Below are 21219 nucleotides of genomic sequence, written 5' to 3'. Positions count from 1 at the left end.
TGTGGGACGCGTGCGTCATATGAGCCGACCGCCTGCGTGTGCCCCGTACCGTATATGGGTTCGCTGAGGAAACGGCAGCGCCGGTAGGCTCTGAGCCACAGCCGCCCGCCCCGTACGACGCCGTATGACCTCGTACGACACAAACGAAGGACGATCGTGCTCATTGCCGGGTTCCCCGCCGGGGCCTGGGGGACCAACTGTTATCTGGTCGCCCCCGCCGCGGGTGAGGAGTGCGTGATCATCGACCCGGGCCACCAGGCCGCCCAGGGAGTCGAGGACGCGCTGAAGAAGCATCGGCTCAAGCCCGTCGCGGTCATCCTCACCCATGGCCACATCGACCACGTCGCCTCGGTCGTCCCGGTGTGCGGAGCGCACGACGTACCTGCCTGGATCCACCCCCGGGACCGCTTCATGATGAGCGACCCGGAGAAGGCGCTCGGCCGCTCCATCGGCATGCCGCTGATGGGCGAGCTGACCATCGGGGAGCCGGACGACGTGAAGGAGTTGACCGACGGCGCCGAGCTCACGCTCGCCGGCCTCGACCTCTCCGTCGCGCACGCGCCCGGCCATACGAAGGGGTCGGTGACCTTCCAGATGCCCGAGACGGCGGACATCCCGTCCGTTTTCTTCTCCGGGGATCTGCTCTTCGCCGGCTCCATCGGACGCACCGACCTGCCCGGCGGTGACATGGCCGAGATGCTCGACTCGCTGGCCCGCGTGTGCCTGCCGCTCGACGACTCGACCGTGGTGCTGTCCGGCCACGGCCCCCAGACGACCATCGGCCAGGAGCGTGCCGCCAACCCGTATCTGCGGCAGGTGGCAGCCGGCCGGGGGAGCACGGACGCTCCCCGACGAGGAATGTGACGAGACCTTCCGTGAGCACCTTCAAGGCCCCCAAGGGCACGTACGACCTGATCCCGCCGGAGAGCGCCAAGTACCTCGCCGTACGCGAGGCGATCGCCGCGCCGCTGCGCACCTCCGGCTACGGCTACATCGAGACCCCGGGCTTCGAGAACGTCGAGCTGTTCGCGCGCGGTGTCGGTGAGTCCACCGACATCGTGACCAAGGAGATGTACGCCTTCGAGACCAAGGGCGGCGACCGGCTGGCGCTGCGCCCCGAGGGCACCGCCTCCGTCCTGCGCGCCGCACTCGAGGCCGGCCTGCACAAGGCCGGCAACCTCCCGGTCAAGCTCTGGTACTCGGGCTCCTACTACCGCTACGAACGCCCCCAGAAGGGCCGGTACAGGCACTTCTCGCAGGTCGGTGCCGAGGCGATCGGCGCCGAGGACCCGGCGCTCGACGCCGAGTTGATCATCCTCGCCGACCAGGCCTACCGCTCGCTGGGGCTGCGGGAGTTCCGCATCCTGCTGAACAGCCTGGGCGACAAGGAGTGCCGTCCCGTCTACCGGGCCGCGCTGCAGGACTTCCTGCGCGGCCTGGACCTGGACGAGGAGACCCGCCGCCGTGCCGACATCAACCCGCTGCGAGTCCTGGACGACAAGCGCGACGACGTCCAGAAGCAGCTGGTGGGCGCGCCGCTGCTGCGCGACTACCTGTGCGACGCGTGCAAGGCGTACCACGAGGAGGTGCGCGAGCTGATCACGGCCGCGGGGGTCTCCTTCGAGGACGACCCGAAGCTGGTGCGCGGGCTGGACTACTACACCCGTACCACCTTCGAGTTCGTGCACGACGGACTGGGCTCCCAGTCCGCTGTCGGCGGCGGCGGGCGTTACGACGGTCTGTCCGAGATGATCGGCGGCCCCGCGCTGCCGTCCGTCGGCTGGGCCCTCGGCGTCGACCGCACGGTCCTCGCGCTGGAGGCGGAGGGGGTCGAGCTCGAACTGCCCTCGTCCACCAGCGTGTTCGCGGTCCCGCTCGGCGAGGAGGCTCGCCGCCTCCTCTTCGCCAAGGTCAACGAACTGCGCAAGGTGGGCATCGCGGCCGACTTCTCGTACGGCGGGAAGGGACTCAAGGGCGCAATGAAGAACGCCAACCGGTCGGGCGCCCGTTTCACGATCGTCGCCGGTGAGCGGGACCTCGCCGAGGGCGTCGTACAGCTCAAGGACATGGAGTCCGGCGAGCAGACCCCCGTCGGCGTGAACGAGATCGTGGCGGAACTGGAGTCCCGGCTGGGCTGAACGCGGTACATCCCGGAGGGGCTGCAGAAAGCCCCTCCGGGATGTGCCGTCGGCGCTGGCCCCCCGAGAGTGCCTTGATCCGGCTGCCGGCCTTGCCTTCGAGACCCACCAGACCGATGACCTCCTCCGGGTCACGCGGTTTCGGGTAGAAGCGGGAGAAATGCCGCACGGTCTCGCGCACCGTCAACTCCGCGGGCGCGGATTCGTCCTGCCAGACGATGCCGACACGTGAGCGCCACGCGCGTGTGCCCGATCCGGGATCCGAGCCGAGCACCGAGACCTCGCCGCCGTCCCGGGAGCGGTTGCCCTGGAGGATCTCCACCGTGGTGCTCTTGCCCGCGCCGTTGGGTCCCAGCAGGCCGAACACCTCACCGTGCCGGATACCGAGGTCGATCCCGTCGACGGCGGTCACGTCCCCGTACCGCTTGCGCAGACCCCGTACGTCCACCGCGAGTTGGTCCCCGTGTGCTGTCATGCCGACCAGACTCCCGGCGAAACCGAACGCTGCGGAACGACCGTGCGTACCTCCTTATGTCCATCGAACGGTGGACACGCGGGCGCGTGCGGCACAATGACCGTGCCCGCAGGCCCCTCTCTCGGAGTGACGGAATCGGCGTGATGAGCAAGACGACAGTCAAGGACGGCGTCTCCCGCGACCAGGAGCGCGTCGACGTCCCGCGGACGGTGGGCGGCAGCCGCGCGTTCGCCCTGCTGCTGGTGATCACGGGTGCGGCCGGTCTGCTCGCCGCATGGGTCATCACCATCGACAAGTTCAAGCTGCTGGAGAACCCCGACTTCGTGCCGGGATGCAGCCTGAACCCGGTCGTCTCCTGCGGCAACATCATGAAGAGCGACCAGGCCTCCGCCTTCGGGTTCCCCAACCCGATGCTGGGGCTCGTCGCGTACGGCATCGTCATCTGCGTCGGCATGAGCCTGCTCGCGCGGGCCACCTTCCCGCGCTGGTACTGGCTGACCTTCAACGCCGGCACCCTCTTCGGCGTCGGCTTCTGCACCTGGCTCCAGTTCCAGTCCCTGTACCGGATCAACTCGCTGTGCCTGTGGTGCTCGCTGGCCTGGGCCGCCACGATCCTCATGTTCTGGTACGTGACCTCGTCCAACGTCCGCAACGGCTTCCTGCCGGCTCCCCGCTGGCTGAAGAGCTTCTTCGGCGAGTTCACCTGGGTCCTGCCCGTGCTGCACATCGGCATCATCGGGATGCTGATCCTGACCCGCTGGTGGGATTTCTGGACCAGCTGACCCCGCCCGACCCCGGGATCCCCCGGGCCCGACGGCGTTGTCAGTGGTGTGACATAGGGTTTTGTACGTGGAGCCCGACCTGTTCACCGCCGCAGCAGAAGAACGCCAGGAAAAGGACCCGTCCAGCAGTCCCCTGGCGGTCCGGATGCGCCCGCGTACCCTCGACGAGGTCGTGGGCCAGCAGCATCTGCTGAAGCCGGGCTCCCCCCTGCGCAGACTCGTCGACAACGGCGCCTCCGGCCCCGCCGGACCGTCCTCCGTGATCCTCTGGGGCCCGCCGGGCACCGGCAAGACGACCCTCGCGTACGTGGTCTCGAAGGCGACGAACAAGCGCTTCGTGGAGCTGTCCGCGATCACCGCCGGCGTCAAGGAAGTGCGCGCGGTCATCGAGGGCGCGCGCCGTGCCACCGGCGGCTTCGGCAAGGAGACCGTCCTCTTCCTCGACGAGATCCACCGCTTCAGCAAGGCCCAGCAGGACTCCCTCCTCCCGGCCGTCGAGAACCGCTGGGTGACCCTGATCGCGGCGACCACCGAGAACCCGTACTTCTCGGTGATCTCACCCCTGCTCTCCCGCTCCCTCCTGCTCACGCTCGAACCGCTCACGGACGACGACCTGCGCGGCCTCGTCCAGCGCGCGCTGACCGACGAGCGTGGCCTCAAGGGCGCCCTCACCCTCCCCGAGGACACCTCGGAACACCTGCTGCGGATCGCCGGCGGCGACGCGCGCCGCGCGCTGACCGCCCTGGAAGCGGCGGCCGGATCCGCGCTCGACCAGGGAGAGCCGGAGATCACCCTCCAGACCCTGGAGGAGACCGTCGACCGCGCCGCCGTGAAGTACGACCGCGACGGCGACCAGCACTACGACGTCGCGAGCGCACTGATCAAGTCCATCCGCGGCTCCGACGTCGACGCCGCGCTGCACTATCTGGCCCGGATGATCGAGGCCGGCGAGGACCCCCGCTTCATCGCCCGCCGGCTGATGATCTCCGCCAGCGAGGACATCGGCCTGGCCGATCCGAACGCGCTGCCCATCGCCGTCGCCGCCGCCCAGGCCGTCGCGATGATCGGCTTCCCCGAAGCGGCACTCACCCTCAGCCACGCGACGATCGCCCTCGCCCTCGCCCCGAAGTCCAACGCCGCGACCACGGCGATCGGCGCCGCCATGGAGGACGTACGCAAGGGCCACGCGGGCCCGGTGCCGATGCATCTGCGCGACGGCCACTACAAGGGCGCGGCCAAGCTCGGTCACGCCCAGGGGTACGTGTATCCGCACGACCTGCCCGAGGGCATCGCCGCCCAGCAGTACGCCCCGGAGGAGCTCAAGGACCGGGAGTACTACACACCCACCCGCCACGGCGCCGAGGCGCGGTACGCGGACGCGGTGGAGTGGACGAGGAAGCACCTCGGTCGAGGGCGGTCCTGAGCACCCTGTACGATGGCCCGCAGTGCTGAGTCCCGTGCCCGACCCCGGTCGGCGTCACCACACGAGACACCCAGCCGGAACCCCGAAACCGCAAGGCGAGGGGATCCAGGAGCGTCGCGCACCGTTGAAGGTGTCGCGTGCAGCCCACCACCCACCCGGTTCTCCCGGGGACGGTCGGTGGGCCACTCGCGTGCTGCACATATGTGCCCAGACCAGGGAGCGGCTGCCCGCCACGTCCGCAGGGACGAGAGCGGGTTTCCCAGGCTGCGGATGCGACCTCCCTTAACTCTGGTGAGCCGAAAACACAGGAAAGAGAAACAGTGGCGAATCAGTCCCGCCCCAAGGTCAAGAAGTCGCGTGCCCTCGGCATCGCGCTGACCCCGAAGGCCGTCAAGTACTTCGAGGCCCGCCCCTACCCGCCGGGTGAGCACGGTCGTGGCCGCAAGCAGAACTCGGACTACAAGGTCCGTCTGCTGGAGAAGCAGCGTCTGCGCGCGCAGTACGACGTGTCCGAGCGCCAGCTCGTCCGCGCCTACGAGCGTGCCGCCAAGACGCAGGGCAAGACCGGTGAGGCCCTGGTCATCGAGCTGGAGCGTCGTCTCGACGCCCTGGTTCTGCGTTCGGGCATCGCCCGCACGATCTACCAGGCCCGCCAGATGGTCGTCCACGGCCACATCGAGGTCAACGGCCAGAAGGTCGACAAGCCGTCCTTCCGCGTGAAGCCGGACGACGTCGTCATGGTCCGCGAGCGCAGCCGTCAGAAGCCGCTGTTCGAGGTTGCCCGTGAGGGTGGCTTCGCCCCGGACGGCGAGACCCCGCGCTACCTCCAGGTGAACCTCCGCGCCCTGGCCTTCCGCCTGGACCGTGAGCCGAACCGCAAGGAGATCCCGGTGATCTGCGACGAGCAGCTCGTCGTCGAGTACTACGCCCGCTGATCGCTTTCCGGCGGACGTAGCACCACCTGCGTGTCAGCCCGTCGTCTCGCCGCCCTTACGGGTGGGCGAGGCGGCGGGCTTTCGCACATCCGAGGGCGACGGCATCGCCCGGGGCGAGGGCACCGCACCGAGCGGCCGGTTTCCGGTCCGCCGCAGCGCCCGGGCCACCGTCGCCTCCGGTCCGAGCCGCGCTCCCTCCCGTACGCACTCCTCGTACCGCTCGTCGCCGAGTGCCTCGCGGGCCTGCGCCTCGCACAGCTCGTGCGGCACGTTGTAGTGCGCGGAACCGAACAGGGGCAGACCCACCGACGGCCACATCCGCGTAGCGGCGCCCTGCAGCAGCGCGGCCTCGGCCGGGTCGCCCTCCTCGGCGGTGACCAGCGCGAGCAGCTCGATCGCCAGGACCGTGCCGAGCAGGTCGTGGAAGGCGTGGCCGATGCCGACGCACTCGTCCAGCAGGCCCCGGGCCCGCCCGGTGTCGCCGTCGGTCCAGGCCTCGTACGCCAGCACATACAGCGCGTACGCGAGGGCCCAGCGCTCCCCGTGGTCCTCGCACACCCGGCGGACGTCCTCGCACAGCTTGACCGCGCCCGGCAGATCGCCCTGGAACGCCCTCGTCATCGCCAGCTCGACCTGGGCCATCAGCACATTGCTGTTGAGCTCACCGATCTCGTGGTAGCGGTCGAGCGCCGAGCGCAGCAAGGTTTCCGCACGGCCCATGTCGTCCGTCACCAGCCCCAGACAGCCGGTGCGGTGCTCCGCGTACGCCACCGCCGTGGCGTTGCCGGTGCGCTCCGCCTCTTCGCGGCACTCCTGGAGCGCGGCGAGCGCGGGCACGGTGTCGCCCTGGAGGATCGCCACATAGCCGAGCACCCACAGCGCCTTCAGTCGTGACTGCTCGTGCGGTCCGTCCTCCGCGTCCAGTTCGACACTGCGCTCCAGCCAGTGCCGGCCCTCCGCGAGCCGGCCGCAGCCGACCCAGTAGAACCAGAGGCTGCCCGCCAGGTACTGACCCAGATGCGCCTCGCCCGGTTCGGTCAGGCAGTGCTCCAGGGCGCAGCGCAGATTGGGCAGCTCCGTCTCCACGCGCGCGGCGACCTCGTCCTGCCGCGGTGAGAACCAGTCGAGCTCGCACCAGGTGGCCAGCCCCACGTACCAGTCGCGGTGGCGCCGGCGCAGCTGCTGCGCGTCGCCCGCCGCCTCCAGCCAGTCGGCGCCGTACGCCCGGACCGTGTCCAGCATCCGGTAGCGCACGCCCGTCGCCGTCTCCTCGCGGGAGACCACGGACTGCGCGAGCAGCTCACCCAGCACATCGAGGACGTCGTCGGCGCGCAGCCCGTCGCCGCTGCACACGTACTCCACGGCCTCCAGGTCGAACTGCCCGGCGAACACCGAGAGGCGTGCCCACAGCAGCCGCTCCTCGGCCGAGCACAGCTCATGGCTCCAGCCGATCGCCGTGCGCAGCGTCTGATGGCGGGGGAGCGCGTCCCGCCCGCCGCCCGTCAGCAGCCGGAAGCGGTCCTCCAGACGGGCGAGCAGGCCCGCGGGCGACAGCGCGCTGAGCCGTCCGGCCGCCAGCTCGACGGCGAGCGGGATCCCGTCGAGCCGGCGGCACAGCTCCAGGACGTCGGCGCTGGTGCCCTCGTCCAGCGCGAACCCGGGCACGCGGGCCGCCGCCCGGTCCGCGAACAGCTCCACGGCCTCCCGCTCGGCCAGCGGGGCCAGCGGAAGCAACCGCTCCCCCTCCACCTCCAGGGGCCGCCGTCCCGCCGCCAGCACCCGCAGCCCCGGCACACTCCTCAGCAGCTCGCCCACGAGCGAGGCGCAGCCGTCCACGAGATGCTCGAACCCGTCCAGGACCAGCAGGAGTTGACGCTCGGCGAGATGATCGAGGAGCACCTGACGGGGCAGCCGCGAGGTCTGGTCCGTCAGCCCCAGCGCCTCCACGACCGCGTACTCCAGCAGTTCCGCGTCCCGCACCGGGGCCAGCTCCACGCGCCACACCCCGTCCCGCGCGTCGCTCCGCGCCGCGGCGTGCGACACGAGGCGCGACTTCCCGACGCCGCCCATGCCCGTCACGGTCACCAGCCGGGACGTCTCCAGGGCCTCGGCGAGGTACGTGAGTTCGGCCGAACGACCGACGAACGCGTTCAGTTCCAGAGGCAGATTGCCGAGCGGCGAACGGGCGGAGTGCTGGGGGCGGTGAGGTCGCTGCATGGAATACGGAGCGTACTGATCCGTAAGCGTTCCGTACAATCACTTCGCGCAACTCCGGTACGGCGGGACGGTAATCCGGTACGGAGCCGCGGCCCCGGCGCGATAGGCTCGGGGGACGACTTTTCGATGTTGAGGCACGCAATCAGGGAGCGGGTGCACACAGTGTCCGGTGGAGAGGTGGCCGGGATCCTGGTGGCCGTCTTCTGGGCGATCCTGGTCTCCTTTCTCGCCGTCGCGCTGGCGAGGCTGGCCCAGACGCTCAAGGCGACCACCAAGCTCGTGGCGGACGTGACCGACCAGGCCGTCCCGCTGCTCGCGGACGCCTCCTCGGCCGTGCGCTCCGCACAGACCCAGATCGACCGGGTCGACGCCATCGCCTCGGACGTCCAGGAGGTCACGTCGAACGCGTCGGCGCTCTCCACCACGGTCGCCTCCACCTTCGGCGGCCCCCTGGTCAAGGTCGCGGCGTTCGGCTACGGCGTACGCCAGGCCCTCGTGGGCCGCCGTGAGAACGCGCCCGCGAAGACGCCCCGGCGTACCGTGATCGTGGGCCGCACCGTCCCGTCGGCGCGACGGGGAAAGCGGAAGAAGGACTGACGCAGCGATGTTCCGCCGTACGTTCTGGTTCACCGCGGGCGCAGCCGCCGGTGTGTGGGCCACCACCAAGGTCAACCGCAAGCTCAAGCAGCTGACGCCCGAGAGCCTCGCCGCACAGGCCGCGAACAAGGCGATCGAGGCCGGCCACCGGCTCAAGGACTTCGCACTCGACGTCCGCGACGGCATGGCCCAGCGGGAGGCCGAACTCGACGAGGCCCTCGGGCTGAACGCGAACGCCGAACTCCCCGCGCCCCGGCGCGTCGCCGCCATCGAGAACAGCGGCGACCCCAAGTACAGCAAGAACCCGAAGTACGTCGAGAGGTCGACGTACTCGTACAACCGGAATGAGGACCACTGATGGAGTCGGCTGAAATTCGCCGCCGCTGGTTGAGCTTCTACGAGGAGCGCGGTCACACCGTCGTCCCCTCGGCGTCGCTCATCGCGGACGACCCGACTCTGCTCCTCGTCCCCGCGGGCATGGTCCCCTTCAAGCCGTACTTCCTCGGTGAGGTCAAGCCGCCGTGGCCGCGCGCCACCAGCGTGCAGAAGTGCGTGCGTACGCCCGACATCGAAGAGGTCGGCAAGACCACCCGGCACGGCACGTTCTTCCAGATGTGCGGCAACTTCTCCTTCGGCGACTACTTCAAGGAAGGCGCCATCACCTACGCCTGGGAGCTGCTCACCTCGCCCCAGGACAAGGGGGGTTACGGGCTCGACCCGGAGCGCCTGTGGATCACGGTCTACCTCGATGACGACGAGGCCGAGACCATCTGGCGCGACAAGATCGGCGTCCCCGCCGAGCGCATCCAGCGCCTCGGCAAGAAGGACAACTACTGGTCCATGGGCGTCCCGGGCCCCTGCGGCCCGTGTTCGGAGATCAACTACGACCGCGGTCCGGAGTTCGGCGTCGAGGGCGGCCCGGCCGTCAACGACGAACGGTACGTGGAGATCTGGAACCTGGTCTTCATGCAGTACGAGCGCGGCGAGGGCACCTCGAAGGAGGACTTCGAGATCCTCGGCGACCTGCCCAGCAAGAACATCGACACCGGCCTCGGCCTGGAACGCCTCGCCATGATTCTGCAGGACGTGCAGAACCTGTACGAGATCGACACCTCCATGGCCGTCATCAGGAAGGCCACCGAGCTGACGGGCGTCGAGTACGGCGCCGGTCACGACTCCGACGTCTCGCTGCGCGTGGTCACCGACCACATGCGGACGTCCGTGATGCTGATCGGCGACGGCGTCACTCCCGGCAACGAGGGCCGCGGCTACGTACTGCGCCGCATCATGCGCCGCGCCATCCGCAACATGCGCCTGCTCGGCGCCACCGGCCCGGTCGTCAAGGACCTCATCGACGTCGTGATCGAGATGATGGGCCAGCAGTACCCGGAGCTCATCTCCGACCGGCAGCGCATCGAGACCGTCGCCCTCGCCGAGGAGGCCGCCTTCCTCAAGACGCTGAAGGCCGGCACCAACATCCTCGACACGGCGATCAGCGACACCAAGGAGTCCGGCGGCAAGGTCCTCGCCGGCGACAAGGCCTTCCTGCTCCACGACACCTGGGGCTTCCCGATCGACCTCACCCTCGAAATGGCCGCCGAACAGGGCCTTTCGGTGGACGAGGACGGGTTCCGCCGTCTGATGAAGCAGCAGCGCGACCAGGCCAAGGCCGACGCCCAGGCCAAGAAGACCGGTCACGCCAACCTCGGCGCCTACCGCGAGATCGCCGACGCCGCCGGCGAGACCGACTTCATCGGCTACGACCGGACCGAGGGCGAGTCGACGATCGTCGGCATCCTGGTCGACGGCGCCTCGTCGCCCGCCGCCACCGAGGGCGACGAGGTCGAGATCGTCCTCGACCGCACCCCGTTCTACGCCGAGGGCGGCGGCCAGATCGGCGACACGGGCCGTATCCGGGTGGAGAGCGGCGCGATCATCGACGTCCGCGACTGCCAGAAGCCGGTCCCCGGGGTGTACGTCCACAAGGGCGTCGTCCAGGTCGGCGAGGTCACCGTCGGCGCCAGGGCCCAGGCCAGCATCGACATCCGCCGTCGCAAGGCCATCGCCCGTGCCCACTCGGCCACGCACCTGACGCACCAGGCCCTCCGTGACGCTCTCGGCCCGACGGCCGCCCAGGCCGGTTCCGAGAACCAGCCGGGCCGCTTCCGCTTCGACTTCGGCTCGCCGTCGGCCGTGCCCACGGCCGTGATGACCGACGTCGAGCAGCAGATCAACGAGGTGCTCGCCCGCGACCTGGACGTGCACGCCGAGATCCTGAGTCTCGACGAGGCCAAGAAGCAGGGTGCCATCGCCGAGTTCGGCGAGAAGTACGGCGAGCGCGTGCGCGTTGTCACCATCGGCGACTTCTCCAAGGAGCTGTGCGGCGGTACGCACGTCCACAACACCGCCCAGCTGGGCCTGGTGAAGCTCCTCGGCGAGTCGTCGATCGGCTCCGGCGTACGCCGCATCGAGGCCCTGGTAGGCGTCGACGCCTACAACTTCCTGGCCCGTGAGCACACGGTCGTCGCCCAGCTCCAGGAGTTGGTCAAGGGCCGTCCGGAGGAGCTCCCGGAGAAGGTCTCCGCCATGCTCGGCAAGCTGAAGGACGCCGAGAAGGAGATCGAGAAGTTCCGCGCGGAGAAGGTCCTGCAGGCCGCCGCCGGTCTCGTCGACTCCGCCAAGGACGTCCGCGGTGTCGCGCTCGTCACCGGCCAGGTCCCGGACGGTACGGGCGCCGACGACCTGCGCAAGCTGGTCCTCGACGTGCGCGGCCGCATCCAGGGCGGACGGGCGGCCGTCGTCGCCCTGTTCACCACGGCGGGCGGGAAGCCGCTCACGGTCATCGCCACCAACGAGGCGGCCCGCGAGCGCGGTCTCAAGGCCGGCGAGCTGGTCCGCGCGGCCGCCAAGACCCTCGGTGGCGGCGGTGGCGGCAAGCCGGACGTCGCCCAGGGCGGTGGCCAGAACCCGGCCGCCATCGGCGAGGCCATCGACGCCGTCGAACGTCTCGTCACCGAGACGGCGAAGTAAGAGAAGCAAGGGACGCAGGAGCGGTCGGGAATCATGCGCAAGGAAATCCGCTGATGCGCCGAGGCCGTCGTCTCGCGATCGATGTCGGGGACGCCCGGATCGGGGTCGCCTCGTGCGACCCCGACGGGATCCTCGCGACGCCGGTCGAGACGGTGCCGGGACGCGATGTCCCGGCCGCCCAGCGCCGGCTGAAGCAACTGGTCGAGGAGTACGAGCCGATCGAGGTCGTCGTCGGGCTCCCGCGCTCCCTCAAGGGAGGCGAGGGCCCGGCCGCGGTCAAGGTCCGCGCCTTCGCCGAGCAGCTCGCCCGGGGCATCGCGCCCGTCGCGGTGCGACTTCTCGACGAGAGGATGACCACAGTGACGGCCAGTCAGAGCCTGCGCGCCTCAGGCGTGAAGTCCAAGAAGGGCAGGTCCGTCATCGACCAGGCAGCCGCCGTCGTCATCCTGCAGCAGGCACTGGAGTCCGAACGGGCGTCAGGTGCTGCTCCGGGTGAGGGCGTCGAAGTGGTCATCTGATCGCGATACGGTAACGTTCCGCGCGATGCGGCGGTGTTCGAACAGTCGCCGCACAGCAAAGAGGCGGACGGGAGCCGCGCCACCAGCGCCAGCCGCCGCCTCGCGGCTCTAGGGGATCGATGACTGAGTATGGCCGGGGCCCAGGCTCCGAACCGTGGCATCCGGAGGACCCGTTGTACGGGGACCGCGGATGGGGAGGACAGGCCGACGACGGCCAGTCCCCCTACGGCGGCCAGCCGCAGCACTATCCGCAACAGCCGCAGCAGCAGTCGCAGTACGGCGACTGGGGCACCGGCCAGCAGACCGCGCACGCCCAGGGGCAGCAGCAGTACCAGGACCAGCAGCAGTACCAGGGGCAGGGCCAGAACCAGCAGCAGTACCAGAACCCACAGCAGTACCAGGGGCAGGGCCAGGGCGAACAGCAGTACCAGGGGCAGCAGCAGCTCCCCGGTCAGGGACAGCAGGGGCAGCAGCAGTACGCCGGACAGGGACAGCAGCCGTACGACAACGGCGCCTGGAACAGCGGAACGCACCCTCAGGTCCCGTACCCGACCGACCCGGTCGACCCCTACGGCGGCCAGCCCGCCGCGTACGGCAGTGAGCAGCCCGACTTCTACGGCACGCCCGACGCCTATCCGCCGCCGGAGCCGCCGACCCGGCGTCGCGCCGAACCGGAGCCCGAGCCCGACTGGGATCCGGGACCCGACCAGGGCGAGCACGCGTTCTTCGCGGGCGGGGATGACGACGACACCGACGACACCGAGGGCCGTGGCGGCCGCGGGGACCGGCGGGGCCGGGGCGGCGGCAAGGGCAAGAAGCGCCGCAGCGGCTGCGCCTGCATGGTCGTCGTCCTGGTCTTCGGCGGTGGCATCGGTGGCGTGGGATATTTCGGTTACCAATTCTACCAAAATCGTTTCGGCACGGCGCCGGACTATGCGGGGGACGGGACGAGCGAAACGGTCACCGTCACCATTCCGAAGGGCTCCGGCGGTTATGCCATCGGGCAGGTCCTGAAAGAAGCGGACGTCGTCAAGAGTGTCGACGCTTTCGTGACCGCGCAGACCCAGAATCCCAAGGGCAACAACATTCAGGCGGGCACTTACACGCTGAGCAAGCAGATGTCCGGGGAAAGCGCCGTCGCGCTGATGCTCAGCCCCAAGAGCCGCAGCAACCTGATCATCGCCGAAGGCACGCGCAACTCCAAGATCTACGCGGCGATCGACAAACGCCTCGCGGTGAAGTCGGGTACGACCAAGGGTGTCGCCAACAAGGAATGGTCGTCCCTCGGCCTGCCTTCCTGGGCGAATACCAGCAAGGACATCAAGGACCCGCTGGAAGGATTCCTCTATCCGTCCAGCTATCCCGTCTCCAAGGGCATGAAGCCCAAGGATGTCCTGAAGGAAATGGTCGACCTTTCCAAGGAGAAGTACGCCGAACTGGGTCTGCAGTCGAAGGCCAAGGAACTGAACCTGAAGGACCCGTTGCAGGTCCTCACGGTGGCGAGCCTCGTCCAGGCGGAAGGCAAGTACAAGCACGACTTCGAGAAGGTCGCCCGGGTCGTCTACAACCGCCTGAAGCCGACCAACACCGAGACGTACGGCCTCCTCGACTTCGACTCCACCGTGAACTACCTGCGCGGTGAGTCCAAGCTCGCCACCGGTTCGGTCAGCGCCCTGCGCCAGATCGACGATCCGTACAACACGTACAAGATCAAGGGCCTGCCTCCCGGGCCGATCGGCAACCCCGGTGAAGTGGCGATCAAGGCCGCGCTCAACCCGGCCAAGGGCGACTGGTACTACTTCGTCTCGGTCAGCGAGGACAAGACCCTCTTCGCCGAGACCAACGAGGAGCAGAACCGCAACCGCGAGAAGTACCTCGAGGAACAGAAGGGGCAATGAGCGGTACCGACAGCAGGCGCCGAGCCGCCGTACTGGGCTCTCCGATCGCCCACTCCCTCTCCCCGGTGCTGCATCGCGCCGCGTACGAGCGCCTGGGGCTCGGCGACTGGTCTTACGACCGGTTCGAAGTCGACGAGGAGGCCCTGCCCGGCTTCTTCGAGAGGCTCGGGCCGCAGTGGGCGGGGCTGTCGCTGACCATGCCGCTCAAGCGGGCGGTCATCCCGCTGCTCGACGAGGTGAGTGAGACGGCCGCCTCCGTAGAGGCGGTCAACACGGTCGTGTTCACCGAGGACGGCCGCCGCGCCGGCGACAACACCGACATCCCCGGCATGGTCGCCGCCTTGCGCGAGCGGGGCATCGAGCAGGTGGACACGGCCGCCGTCCTCGGCGCGGGCGCCACCGCCTCCTCCGCGCTGGCCGCCCTCGCGCGGATCTGCACGGGTGAGGTCGTCGCGTACGTCCGCAGCGCGGCCCGCGCCGCCGAGATGCGGCAGTGGGGCGAGCGGCTGGACATCCAGGTGCGCACGGCGGACTGGGCGGACGCCGACCAGGCCCTGCACGCTCCGCTCGTGATCGCCACCACCCCGGCCGGTACGACGGACGCGCTGGCCGCCGCCGTCCCCGAGCGGCCCGCCACCCTGTTCGACGTGCTGTACGACCCGTGGCCCACCGACCTCGCCGCCCGCTGGTCGGCGTACGGCGGCGCCGTCGTCAGCGGACTCGACCTGCTGGTGCACCAGGCCGTACTCCAGGTCGAGCGGATGACCGGGCGTTCCCCGGCACCGCTCGACGCCATGCGGAAGGCCGGCGAGCACGCCCTCGCGGGTCACTGACCCGCGCGTGGCCTTGGCGAGGTCCGTCCGCCTGATGGACCTGCGGCCGGTTTACCGGGCCGGACGTGGGAGGATCGGGGGTGGCGGGCCAGGGCCGCGCACCCGGTCGCGCCGTCGCCGTACGCGAGACGTGTACGCAGCAGCAGTACCAGGGCGCGAGCATGAGGAGCACCGTTGAGCAGGTTGCGCTGGCTGACCGCGGGGGAGTCCCACGGTCCCGCACTTGTCGCGACGCTGGAGGGACTTCCCGCCGGCGTGCCGATCACCACGGACATGGTGGCGGACCATCTGGCCCGGCGGCGTCTCGGCTATGGACGCGGCGCGCGGATGAAGTTCGAGCGCGACGAGGTCACCTTCCTCGGCGGCGTCCGGCACGGCCTCACCCTGGGCTCGCCGATCGCGGTCATGGTCGGCAACACCGAGTGGCCGAAGTGGGAGCAGGTCATGGCGGCCGACCCGGTCGCCCCGGAGATCCTCGCCGAGCTGGCCCGCAACGCGCCGCTGACCCGGCCCCGCCCCGGCCACGCCGACCTCGCGGGCATGCAGAAGTACGGCTTCGACGAGGCCCGGCCGATCCTGGAGCGCGCCTCCGCGCGGGAGACGGCGGCCCGGGTGGCCCTGGGTGCGGTGGCCCGCTCGTACCTGAAGGAGACGGCCGGTATCGAGGTCGTCTCGCACGTCGTCGAACTGGCCTCGGCCAAGGCCCCTTACGGCGTCTACCCCAAGCCCTCGGACGTCGAGAAGCTGGACGCCGACCCGGTGCGCTGCCTGGACGCGGACGCGTCGAAGGCGATGGTCGCGGAGATCGACCAGGCCCACAAGGACGGCGACACGCTCGGCGGTGTGGTCGAGGTCCTCGCGTACGGCGTGCCGGTGGGACTCGGCTCGCACGTCCACTGGGACCGGCGCCTCGACGCCCGGCTCGCGGCCGCGCTCATGGGCATCCAAGCCATCAAGGGCGTCGAGGTCGGCGACGGCTTCGATCTGGCCCGCGTGCCCGGTTCCCAGGCGCACGACGAGATCGTCCACACCGAGGACGGCATCCGGCGGACCTCCGGGCGTTCCGGTGGCACCGAGGGCGGTCTGACCACCGGTGAACTGCTGCGCGTCCGGGCCGCGATGAAGCCGATCGCGACCGTGCCGCGTGCGCTCGCCACCATCGACGTGGCCACGGGCGAGGCCGCCAAGGCCCACCACCAGCGCTCCGACGTGTGCGCGGTCCCGGCCGCCGGCATCGTCGCCGAGGCCATGGTGGCGCTGGTCCTGGCGGACGCGGTGGCCGAGAAGTTCGGCGGTGACAGCGTCCCGGAGACCCGGCGCAACGTCGAGTCGTTCCTCGAGAACCTGGCGATCCGGTGACCGCCGGCCCCGTGGTCGTCCTGGTCGGCCCGATGGGCGTCGGCAAGTCCACCGTGGGCGCGCTGGTCGCCGAGCGGCTGGGCCGCGCCTACCGGGACACGGACGACGACATCGTGGCCGAGCAGGGCCGGACCATCGCCGACATCTTCCTCGACGACGGCGAGCCGGTCTTCCGCGCGGTCGAGAAGCAGGCCGTCCGCCGCGCGCTCGCCGAGCACGACGGTGTCCTCGCCCTGGGCGGCGGCGCCATCCTCGACGACGAGACGCGCGCGCTGCTCTCCGGGCACCGCGTCGTCTACCTCTCGATGGACGTCGAGGAAGCGGTCCAGCGCACCGGCCTGAACGTGGCGCGGCCGCTGCTCGCGGTCAATCCGCGCCGGCAGTGGCGCGAGCTGATGGAGGCCCGCCGCCCCCTGTACACGGAAGTGGCGGACGCGGTGGTCGCCACCGACGGCCGCACCCCCGAAGAGGTCGCCCAAGCGATCCTCGACGCACTGGAGTTGAAGGAAGCATGAGCGAGGCAGTGACCCGTATCCAGGTCGGCGGCACGGCAGGCTCCGATCCCTACGAGGTCCTGGTCGGCCGTCAACTCCTCGGTGAGCTGGGCGGGTTGATCGGCGACCGGGCCAAGCGTGTCGCGGTCGTGCACCCCGAGGCGCTCGCCGAGACGGGTGAGGCGCTCCGTGCCGACCTCGCCGGGCAGGGCTTCGAGGCCGTCGCCATCCAGGTGCCGAACGCGGAGGAGGCCAAGACCGCCGAGGTCGCCGCCTACTGCTGGAAGGCGCTGGGCCAGTCCGGCTTCACCCGCACCGACGTCATCGTGGGCGTGGGCGGCGGGTCCACCACCGACCTGGCCGGTTTCGTCGCCGCGAGCTGGCTGCGCGGGGTGCGCTGGATCGCGATCCCGACGACCGTGCTCGGCATGGTGGACGCGGCGGTCGGCGGCAAGACCGGCATCAACACCGCCGAGGGCAAGAACCTCGTCGGCGCCTTCCACCCGCCGGCCGGCGTGCTCTGCGACCTGGCCGCGCTGGAGTCGCTGCCGGTCCACGACTATGTGTCCGGGCTCGCGGAGATCATCAAGGCCGGCTTCATCGCCGACCCGGTGATCCTGGAGCTCATCGAGGCCGACCCCGAGGCGGCTCGCACCCCCGCGGGCCCGCACACCGCCGAGCTCATCGAGCGCTCCATCAAGGTCAAGGCGGAGGTCGTCTCCGCGGACCTCAAGGAGTCGGGGCTGCGCGAGATCCTCAACTACGGTCACACCCTTGCCCACGCGATCGAGAAGAACGAGCGCTACGAGTGGCGGCACGGTGCCGCCGTCGCCGTCGGCATGCATTTCGCGGCCGAACTGGGCCGCCTGGCGGGCCGTCTCGACGACGCCACCGCCGACCGTCACCGCACGGTCCTGGAGTCCGTGGGCCTCCCGCTGAGCTACCGCTACGACCAGTGGCCCAAGCTCCTGGAGACCATGAAGGTCGACAAGAAGTCCCGCGGCGACCTGCTCCGCTTCATCGTCCTCGACGGGCTGGCCAAGCCGACCGTGCTGGAGGGCCCGGACCCGGCCGTCCTGCTCGCCGCCTACGGTGAAGTGGGCGAGTAGTTCCCCTCGGGCCGGCTTGGCCCGATTTGCCTTCGGGCATGGGCACTTCGGGCCGCCCCCGGCCGTTCACACAACGGCGGCCGGGGACGGTACCGTTCGGTAGGAAGCGGGGCCCGGACCTCGCTGCCGGCGCCCCTCGCCTGCCGCGACGAGGCGTCCCGGGGGGGGGCGAACCACCGAAAGACACGAGACGGAGTGGCACCGGATGCAGCACGCAGTGGGGGCTCCGCTGCCGCCGCCCCATCAGCCGGGGCACGGACCGGCCGCCGGCTGGTCATCTGCCGGACAACCCCCCGGACACGTGGGCCCCGCCCCCGTGCCGCCGCCCGCCCCGGGCTTCGCCGGAGCACAGGTCCCGCCCGGGCACGCACCGCAGCACCACGCCCCCGTGCCCCCCACGCCGGACACGACCGGCCATGTGCAGCTGCCGCCGGGCGCTCCCGTCGCCATGCCCTCGCCGCCCCTCACGGCGGGCGCACCCGACCCCGCGGCCACCACGCTCGCCGTGCTGCTCATCGGCCCGGCCGGCGCGGGCAAGACCAGCGTCGCGAAGTACTGGGCGGACCACCGCCGTGTTCCCACGGCCCACATCAGCCTCGACGACGTACGGGAATGGGTCCGCTCGGGCTTCGCCGACCCGCAGTCGGGGTGGAACGACCACTCGGAGGCGCAGTATCGCCTCGCCCGCCGTACCTGCGGCTTCGCCGCCCGGAACTTCCTGGCCAACGGGATCTCCTGCATCCTCGACGACGCCGTCTTCCCGGACCGCCCGGTCGTCGGTCTCGGTGGCTGGAAGCGGCACGTGGGGCCCGGTCTGCTGCCGGTCGTCCTGCTGCCGGGCCTGGAGATCGTCCTGGAGCGCAACGCCGAGCGCTCAGGCAACCGCCGCCTCACCGATGAGGAGGTGGCCCGCATCCACGGCCGGATGGCCGGCTGGTACGGCTCCGGGCTCCCCATCATCGACAACTCACAGCTCGACGTGGCCACCACGGCCCAGGTCCTGGACGACGTCCTGGCCCGCTCGATCGCCAGCCCGCCCCAGTGGTGACCAGCGACAACGGCTAGCGCCACCGTCACACCGGGACCCACCCGCGGTCCCGGTCACCACCCGTGGGACACCGGCCCCGCGCGTGCCACCGCCCGGTCGGACCCGCTGAACCAGCGGTATTCGGCCACCGCTCGTAGGCTCGTGACATGTCAGAGGTGTACGCGGCGCGCAGGGAGCGGCTACGGGAACGCTGTACGGCGGGAGGCAGCGCCGCGGCGCTCGTCACCCGTCCGGCCAACGTGCGATATCTCGCGGGTACGGCGCCGCGCGGCGCCGTCCTGCTGCTCGGCAGGACCGAGGATCTGCTGCTCTGTGCGTCCACGCCGAGCGGCGACGCATCCGAGGGCCGGCCCGACGAGCTGCTGCGCGTGCAGGCGCTGCCGGAGACCGGGGGCGACCCGGCTGTCGCCGCGGCCGACCAGGCCGCCGGACAGGGCGCGGAGTCCCTCGCCGTCGAGGAGCACCACCTGACCGTGACGCGGCATCGCGCCATCGGCTCGGTGGCCCCCCGGCTACGCCTCGCCGATCTGGGCGGGGCGGTGGAACAGCTCCGGGTCGTGAAGGACGAGGAGGAGATCTCCTTCCTGCGCATCGGAGCCGAGATCGCCGACCAGGCGCTGGGCGAACTGCTCGAATCCATCCTGGTGGGCCGGACGGAACGGCATCTCGCGCTGGAGCTGGAGCGCCGCCTCGTCGACCACGGCGCGGACGGCCCCGCCTTCGCCACCTCCGTCGGCACCGGACCGAACTCGGGGCGCCGAGGCCATCGGCCCACCGACCGCCGGGTCGAGGAGGGTGACTTTCTCTCCGTCTGTCTCGGCGCGGTCTACCGCGGCTACCGCTGTGAGATCGGCCGTACGTTCGTCATCGGGACCTCGCCCGCCGACTGGCAGATCGAGCTGTACGACCTCGTCTTCGCCGCTCAGCGCGCCGGACGCGAGGCGCTGGCACCCGGTGTCGCCTACCGCGACGTGGACCGCGCGGCCCGCCAGGTACTGGACTCCGCGGGGTACGCGGAAGGGCTCGAGACCCTGACCGGACACGGTGTGGGGCTCGAAATCGACGAGGACCCGCAGTTGGCCCCCGCGGCCATGGGTAAACTGGACGCTTGCGTGCCGGTCACCGTCGAACCGGGGGTCCACCTCCCGGGCCGGGGCGGTGTCCGGATCGATGACACGCTCGTCGTACGCCCCGAGGCGGACGGCGGACCCGAGCTACTCACCATTACGACCAAGGAGCTGCTCGCGCTCTAGCTTCGAGCTGTGCGCGTGCGCCGGGGTCGTCCACGTCAGTCCAGGAGATTCCGCAACCGTGGCTTCCACGAACGACCTCAAGAACGGCCTGGTGCTCAAGCTCGACGGAGGCCAGCTCTGGTCCGTCGTCGAGTTCCAGCACGTCAAGCCCGGCAAGGGCCCGGCCTTCGTGCGCACCAAGCTGAAGAACGTGCTCTCCGGCAAGGTCGTCGACAAGACGTTCAACGCCGGCGTCAAGGTCGAGACGGCCACGATCGACAAGCGCGACATGCAGTTCTCGTACATGGACGGCGAGTACTTCGTCTTCATGGACATGGACACGTACGACCAGCTCATGGTCGACCGCAAGTCCGTCGGCGATGCCGCCAACTTCCTGATCGAGGGCTTCACCGCCACCGTCGCGCAGCACGAGGGCGAGGTGCTCTTCGTTGAGCTGCCCGCCGCCGTCGAGCTCGTCATCCAGGAGACCGAGCCGGGCGTCCAGGGCGACCGCTCCACCGGTGGCACCAAGCCCGCCACCCTGGAGACCGGCCACCAGATCCAGGTGCCGCTCTTCATCACCACCGGTGAGAAGATCAAGGTCGACACCCGTACCAGCGACTACCTCGGCCGGGTGAACAGCTAACCGTGGCTGCTCGCAACACGGCCCGCAAGCGCGCCTTCCAGGTCCTCTTCGAAGGCGACCAGCGCGATGTGGACGTCCAGACGGTCCTCGCGGACTGGATCCGGCACTCCCGGACCGACACCCGGCAGCCGCCGGTGAGCGAGTACACGATGCAGCTGGTCGAGGGCTACGCCACCAAGGCGAGGCGGATCGACGAGCTCATCGCGCAGTACTCCGTCGGCTGGACGCTCGACAGGATGCCGGTCGTCGACCGCAACATCCTGCGCCTCGGTGCCTACGAGCTGATCTGGGTCGACGAGACCCCGGACGCCGTGGTGCTCGACGAGGCGGTGCAGCTGGCGAAGGAGTTCTCCACGGACGAGTCGCCCGCGTTCGTCAACGGCCTGCTGGGCCGGCTGAAGGACCTGAAGCAGTCGCTCCGCCGGGACGAGGCGTAGCCGCACGCCAGGCACAGAAACGCCGGAGGGCCCGCAGCACGTCGGCTG

Annotated in this window: 19 protein-coding genes and 1 pseudogene; 18 read left to right on the top strand and 2 right to left on the bottom strand. The window is 70.3% G+C overall.

Going from position 1 to position 21219, the window contains the following annotated elements:
• The first annotated feature begins 156 nt into the window (after positions 1-156).
• Together ACFVYF_RS22105 and hisS are read left to right on the top strand one after the other, a co-directional pair.
• The gene (locus ACFVYF_RS22105) at positions 157-864 is read left to right on the top strand and encodes an MBL fold metallo-hydrolase (protein ID WP_389457724.1); all 708 of its coding nucleotides are present in this window, start codon (positions 157-159) and stop codon (positions 862-864) included.
• A gap of 11 nt (positions 865-875) precedes the next feature.
• The gene (gene hisS, locus ACFVYF_RS22100; protein ID WP_389457722.1) at positions 876-2138 is read left to right on the top strand and encodes a histidine--tRNA ligase; all 1263 of its coding nucleotides are present in this window, start codon (positions 876-878) and stop codon (positions 2136-2138) included.
• A gap of 46 nt (positions 2139-2184) precedes the next feature.
• Here hisS and ACFVYF_RS22095 read toward each other — a convergent pair.
• Positions 2185-2613, bottom strand: a pseudogene (locus ACFVYF_RS22095) (ATP-binding cassette domain-containing protein); the annotation flags it as partial.
• 143 nt (positions 2614-2756) lie between these two features.
• Here ACFVYF_RS22095 and ACFVYF_RS22090 point away from each other — a divergent pair.
• The 3 genes from ACFVYF_RS22090 (at position 2757) to rpsD (ending at position 5753) form a co-directional block, all read left to right on the top strand.
• Complete coding sequence (locus ACFVYF_RS22090) at positions 2757-3395, top strand: vitamin K epoxide reductase family protein (RefSeq protein WP_389457720.1); 639 nt, start codon at positions 2757-2759, stop codon at positions 3393-3395.
• A gap of 67 nt (positions 3396-3462) precedes the next feature.
• Entirely contained in the window at positions 3463-4818 is a 1356-nt protein-coding gene (locus ACFVYF_RS22085) for a replication-associated recombination protein A (protein WP_389457719.1), read from the top strand.
• Between the two features lie 320 nt (positions 4819-5138).
• Entirely contained in the window at positions 5139-5753 is a 615-nt protein-coding gene (rpsD, locus tag ACFVYF_RS22080; RefSeq protein WP_010988245.1) for a 30S ribosomal protein S4, read from the top strand.
• Positions 5754-5786: 33 nt separating this feature from the next.
• Here rpsD and ACFVYF_RS22075 read toward each other — a convergent pair whose 3' ends face one another.
• A complete protein-coding gene (locus ACFVYF_RS22075; protein WP_389457718.1) occupies positions 5787-7970 on the bottom strand; it encodes an ATP-binding protein in 2184 nt (727 codons plus the stop codon).
• 153 nt (positions 7971-8123) lie between these two features.
• Between ACFVYF_RS22075 and ACFVYF_RS22070 the strand changes: the two genes are divergently transcribed.
• From ACFVYF_RS22070 to nusB, 13 genes are all read left to right on the top strand, one after another.
• Complete coding sequence (locus ACFVYF_RS22070) at positions 8124-8567, top strand: DUF948 domain-containing protein (protein ID WP_389457717.1); 444 nt, start codon at positions 8124-8126, stop codon at positions 8565-8567.
• A gap of 7 nt (positions 8568-8574) precedes the next feature.
• Positions 8575-8925 (top strand): DUF6167 family protein, encoded by a 351-nt coding sequence (locus ACFVYF_RS22065; protein ID WP_389457715.1) that lies wholly within the window; start codon positions 8575-8577, stop codon positions 8923-8925.
• Positions 8925-11597: an alanine--tRNA ligase gene (gene alaS, locus ACFVYF_RS22060; RefSeq protein ID WP_389457713.1), complete on the top strand. Its 2673-nt coding sequence runs from the start codon at positions 8925-8927 to the stop codon at positions 11595-11597. Before ACFVYF_RS22065 ends, alaS begins: the two co-directional genes overlap by 1 nt.
• 53 nt (positions 11598-11650) lie before the next feature.
• Positions 11651-12115, top strand: a complete 465-nt coding sequence (gene ruvX, locus ACFVYF_RS22055) for a Holliday junction resolvase RuvX (RefSeq protein WP_389457711.1) — start codon at positions 11651-11653, stop codon at positions 12113-12115.
• Positions 12116-12234: 119 nt separating this feature from the next.
• Positions 12235-14013, top strand: coding sequence for an endolytic transglycosylase MltG (gene mltG / locus ACFVYF_RS22050; RefSeq protein WP_389457710.1), 1779 nt, complete (start codon positions 12235-12237; stop codon positions 14011-14013).
• Positions 14010-14846, top strand: a complete 837-nt coding sequence (locus ACFVYF_RS22045) for a shikimate dehydrogenase (RefSeq protein ID WP_389457708.1) — start codon at positions 14010-14012, stop codon at positions 14844-14846. Before mltG ends, ACFVYF_RS22045 begins: the two co-directional genes overlap by 4 nt.
• A gap of 174 nt (positions 14847-15020) precedes the next feature.
• The gene (gene aroC / locus ACFVYF_RS22040) at positions 15021-16205 is read left to right on the top strand and encodes a chorismate synthase (RefSeq protein WP_389457706.1); all 1185 of its coding nucleotides are present in this window, start codon (positions 15021-15023) and stop codon (positions 16203-16205) included.
• A 32-nt stretch (positions 16206-16237) separates the two neighbouring features.
• Positions 16238-16720 (top strand): shikimate kinase, encoded by a 483-nt coding sequence (locus ACFVYF_RS22035; protein ID WP_389458027.1) that lies wholly within the window; start codon positions 16238-16240, stop codon positions 16718-16720.
• Complete coding sequence (gene aroB / locus ACFVYF_RS22030) at positions 16717-17808, top strand: 3-dehydroquinate synthase (RefSeq protein ID WP_389457704.1); 1092 nt, start codon at positions 16717-16719, stop codon at positions 17806-17808. The genes ACFVYF_RS22035 and aroB overlap by 4 nt, the downstream gene beginning before the upstream one ends.
• Before the next feature lie 205 nt (positions 17809-18013).
• Positions 18014-18856 (top strand): Pro-rich N-terminal domain-containing protein, encoded by an 843-nt coding sequence (locus ACFVYF_RS22025; protein WP_389457702.1) that lies wholly within the window; start codon positions 18014-18016, stop codon positions 18854-18856.
• Positions 18857-19002: 146 nt separating this feature from the next.
• Complete coding sequence (locus ACFVYF_RS22020; protein WP_389457700.1) at positions 19003-20109, top strand: aminopeptidase P family protein; 1107 nt, start codon at positions 19003-19005, stop codon at positions 20107-20109.
• A 58-nt stretch (positions 20110-20167) separates the two neighbouring features.
• Positions 20168-20734 carry an elongation factor P gene (gene efp / locus ACFVYF_RS22015; RefSeq protein WP_010988257.1) on the top strand — a complete coding sequence of 189 codons (567 nt, stop codon included), beginning with the start codon at positions 20168-20170 and terminating at the stop codon, positions 20732-20734.
• Between the two features lie 2 nt (positions 20735-20736).
• Positions 20737-21171, top strand: coding sequence for a transcription antitermination factor NusB (nusB, locus tag ACFVYF_RS22010; protein ID WP_389457698.1), 435 nt, complete (start codon positions 20737-20739; stop codon positions 21169-21171).
• Positions 21172-21219: the final 48 nt, after the last annotated feature.

Origin of the sequence: Streptomyces sp. NPDC058274 (assembly GCF_042881375.1) — a bacterium.
GTDB lineage: Bacteria > Actinomycetota > Actinomycetes > Streptomycetales > Streptomycetaceae > Streptomyces.
This window is presented reverse-complemented; position numbering and strand designations above follow the sequence as displayed.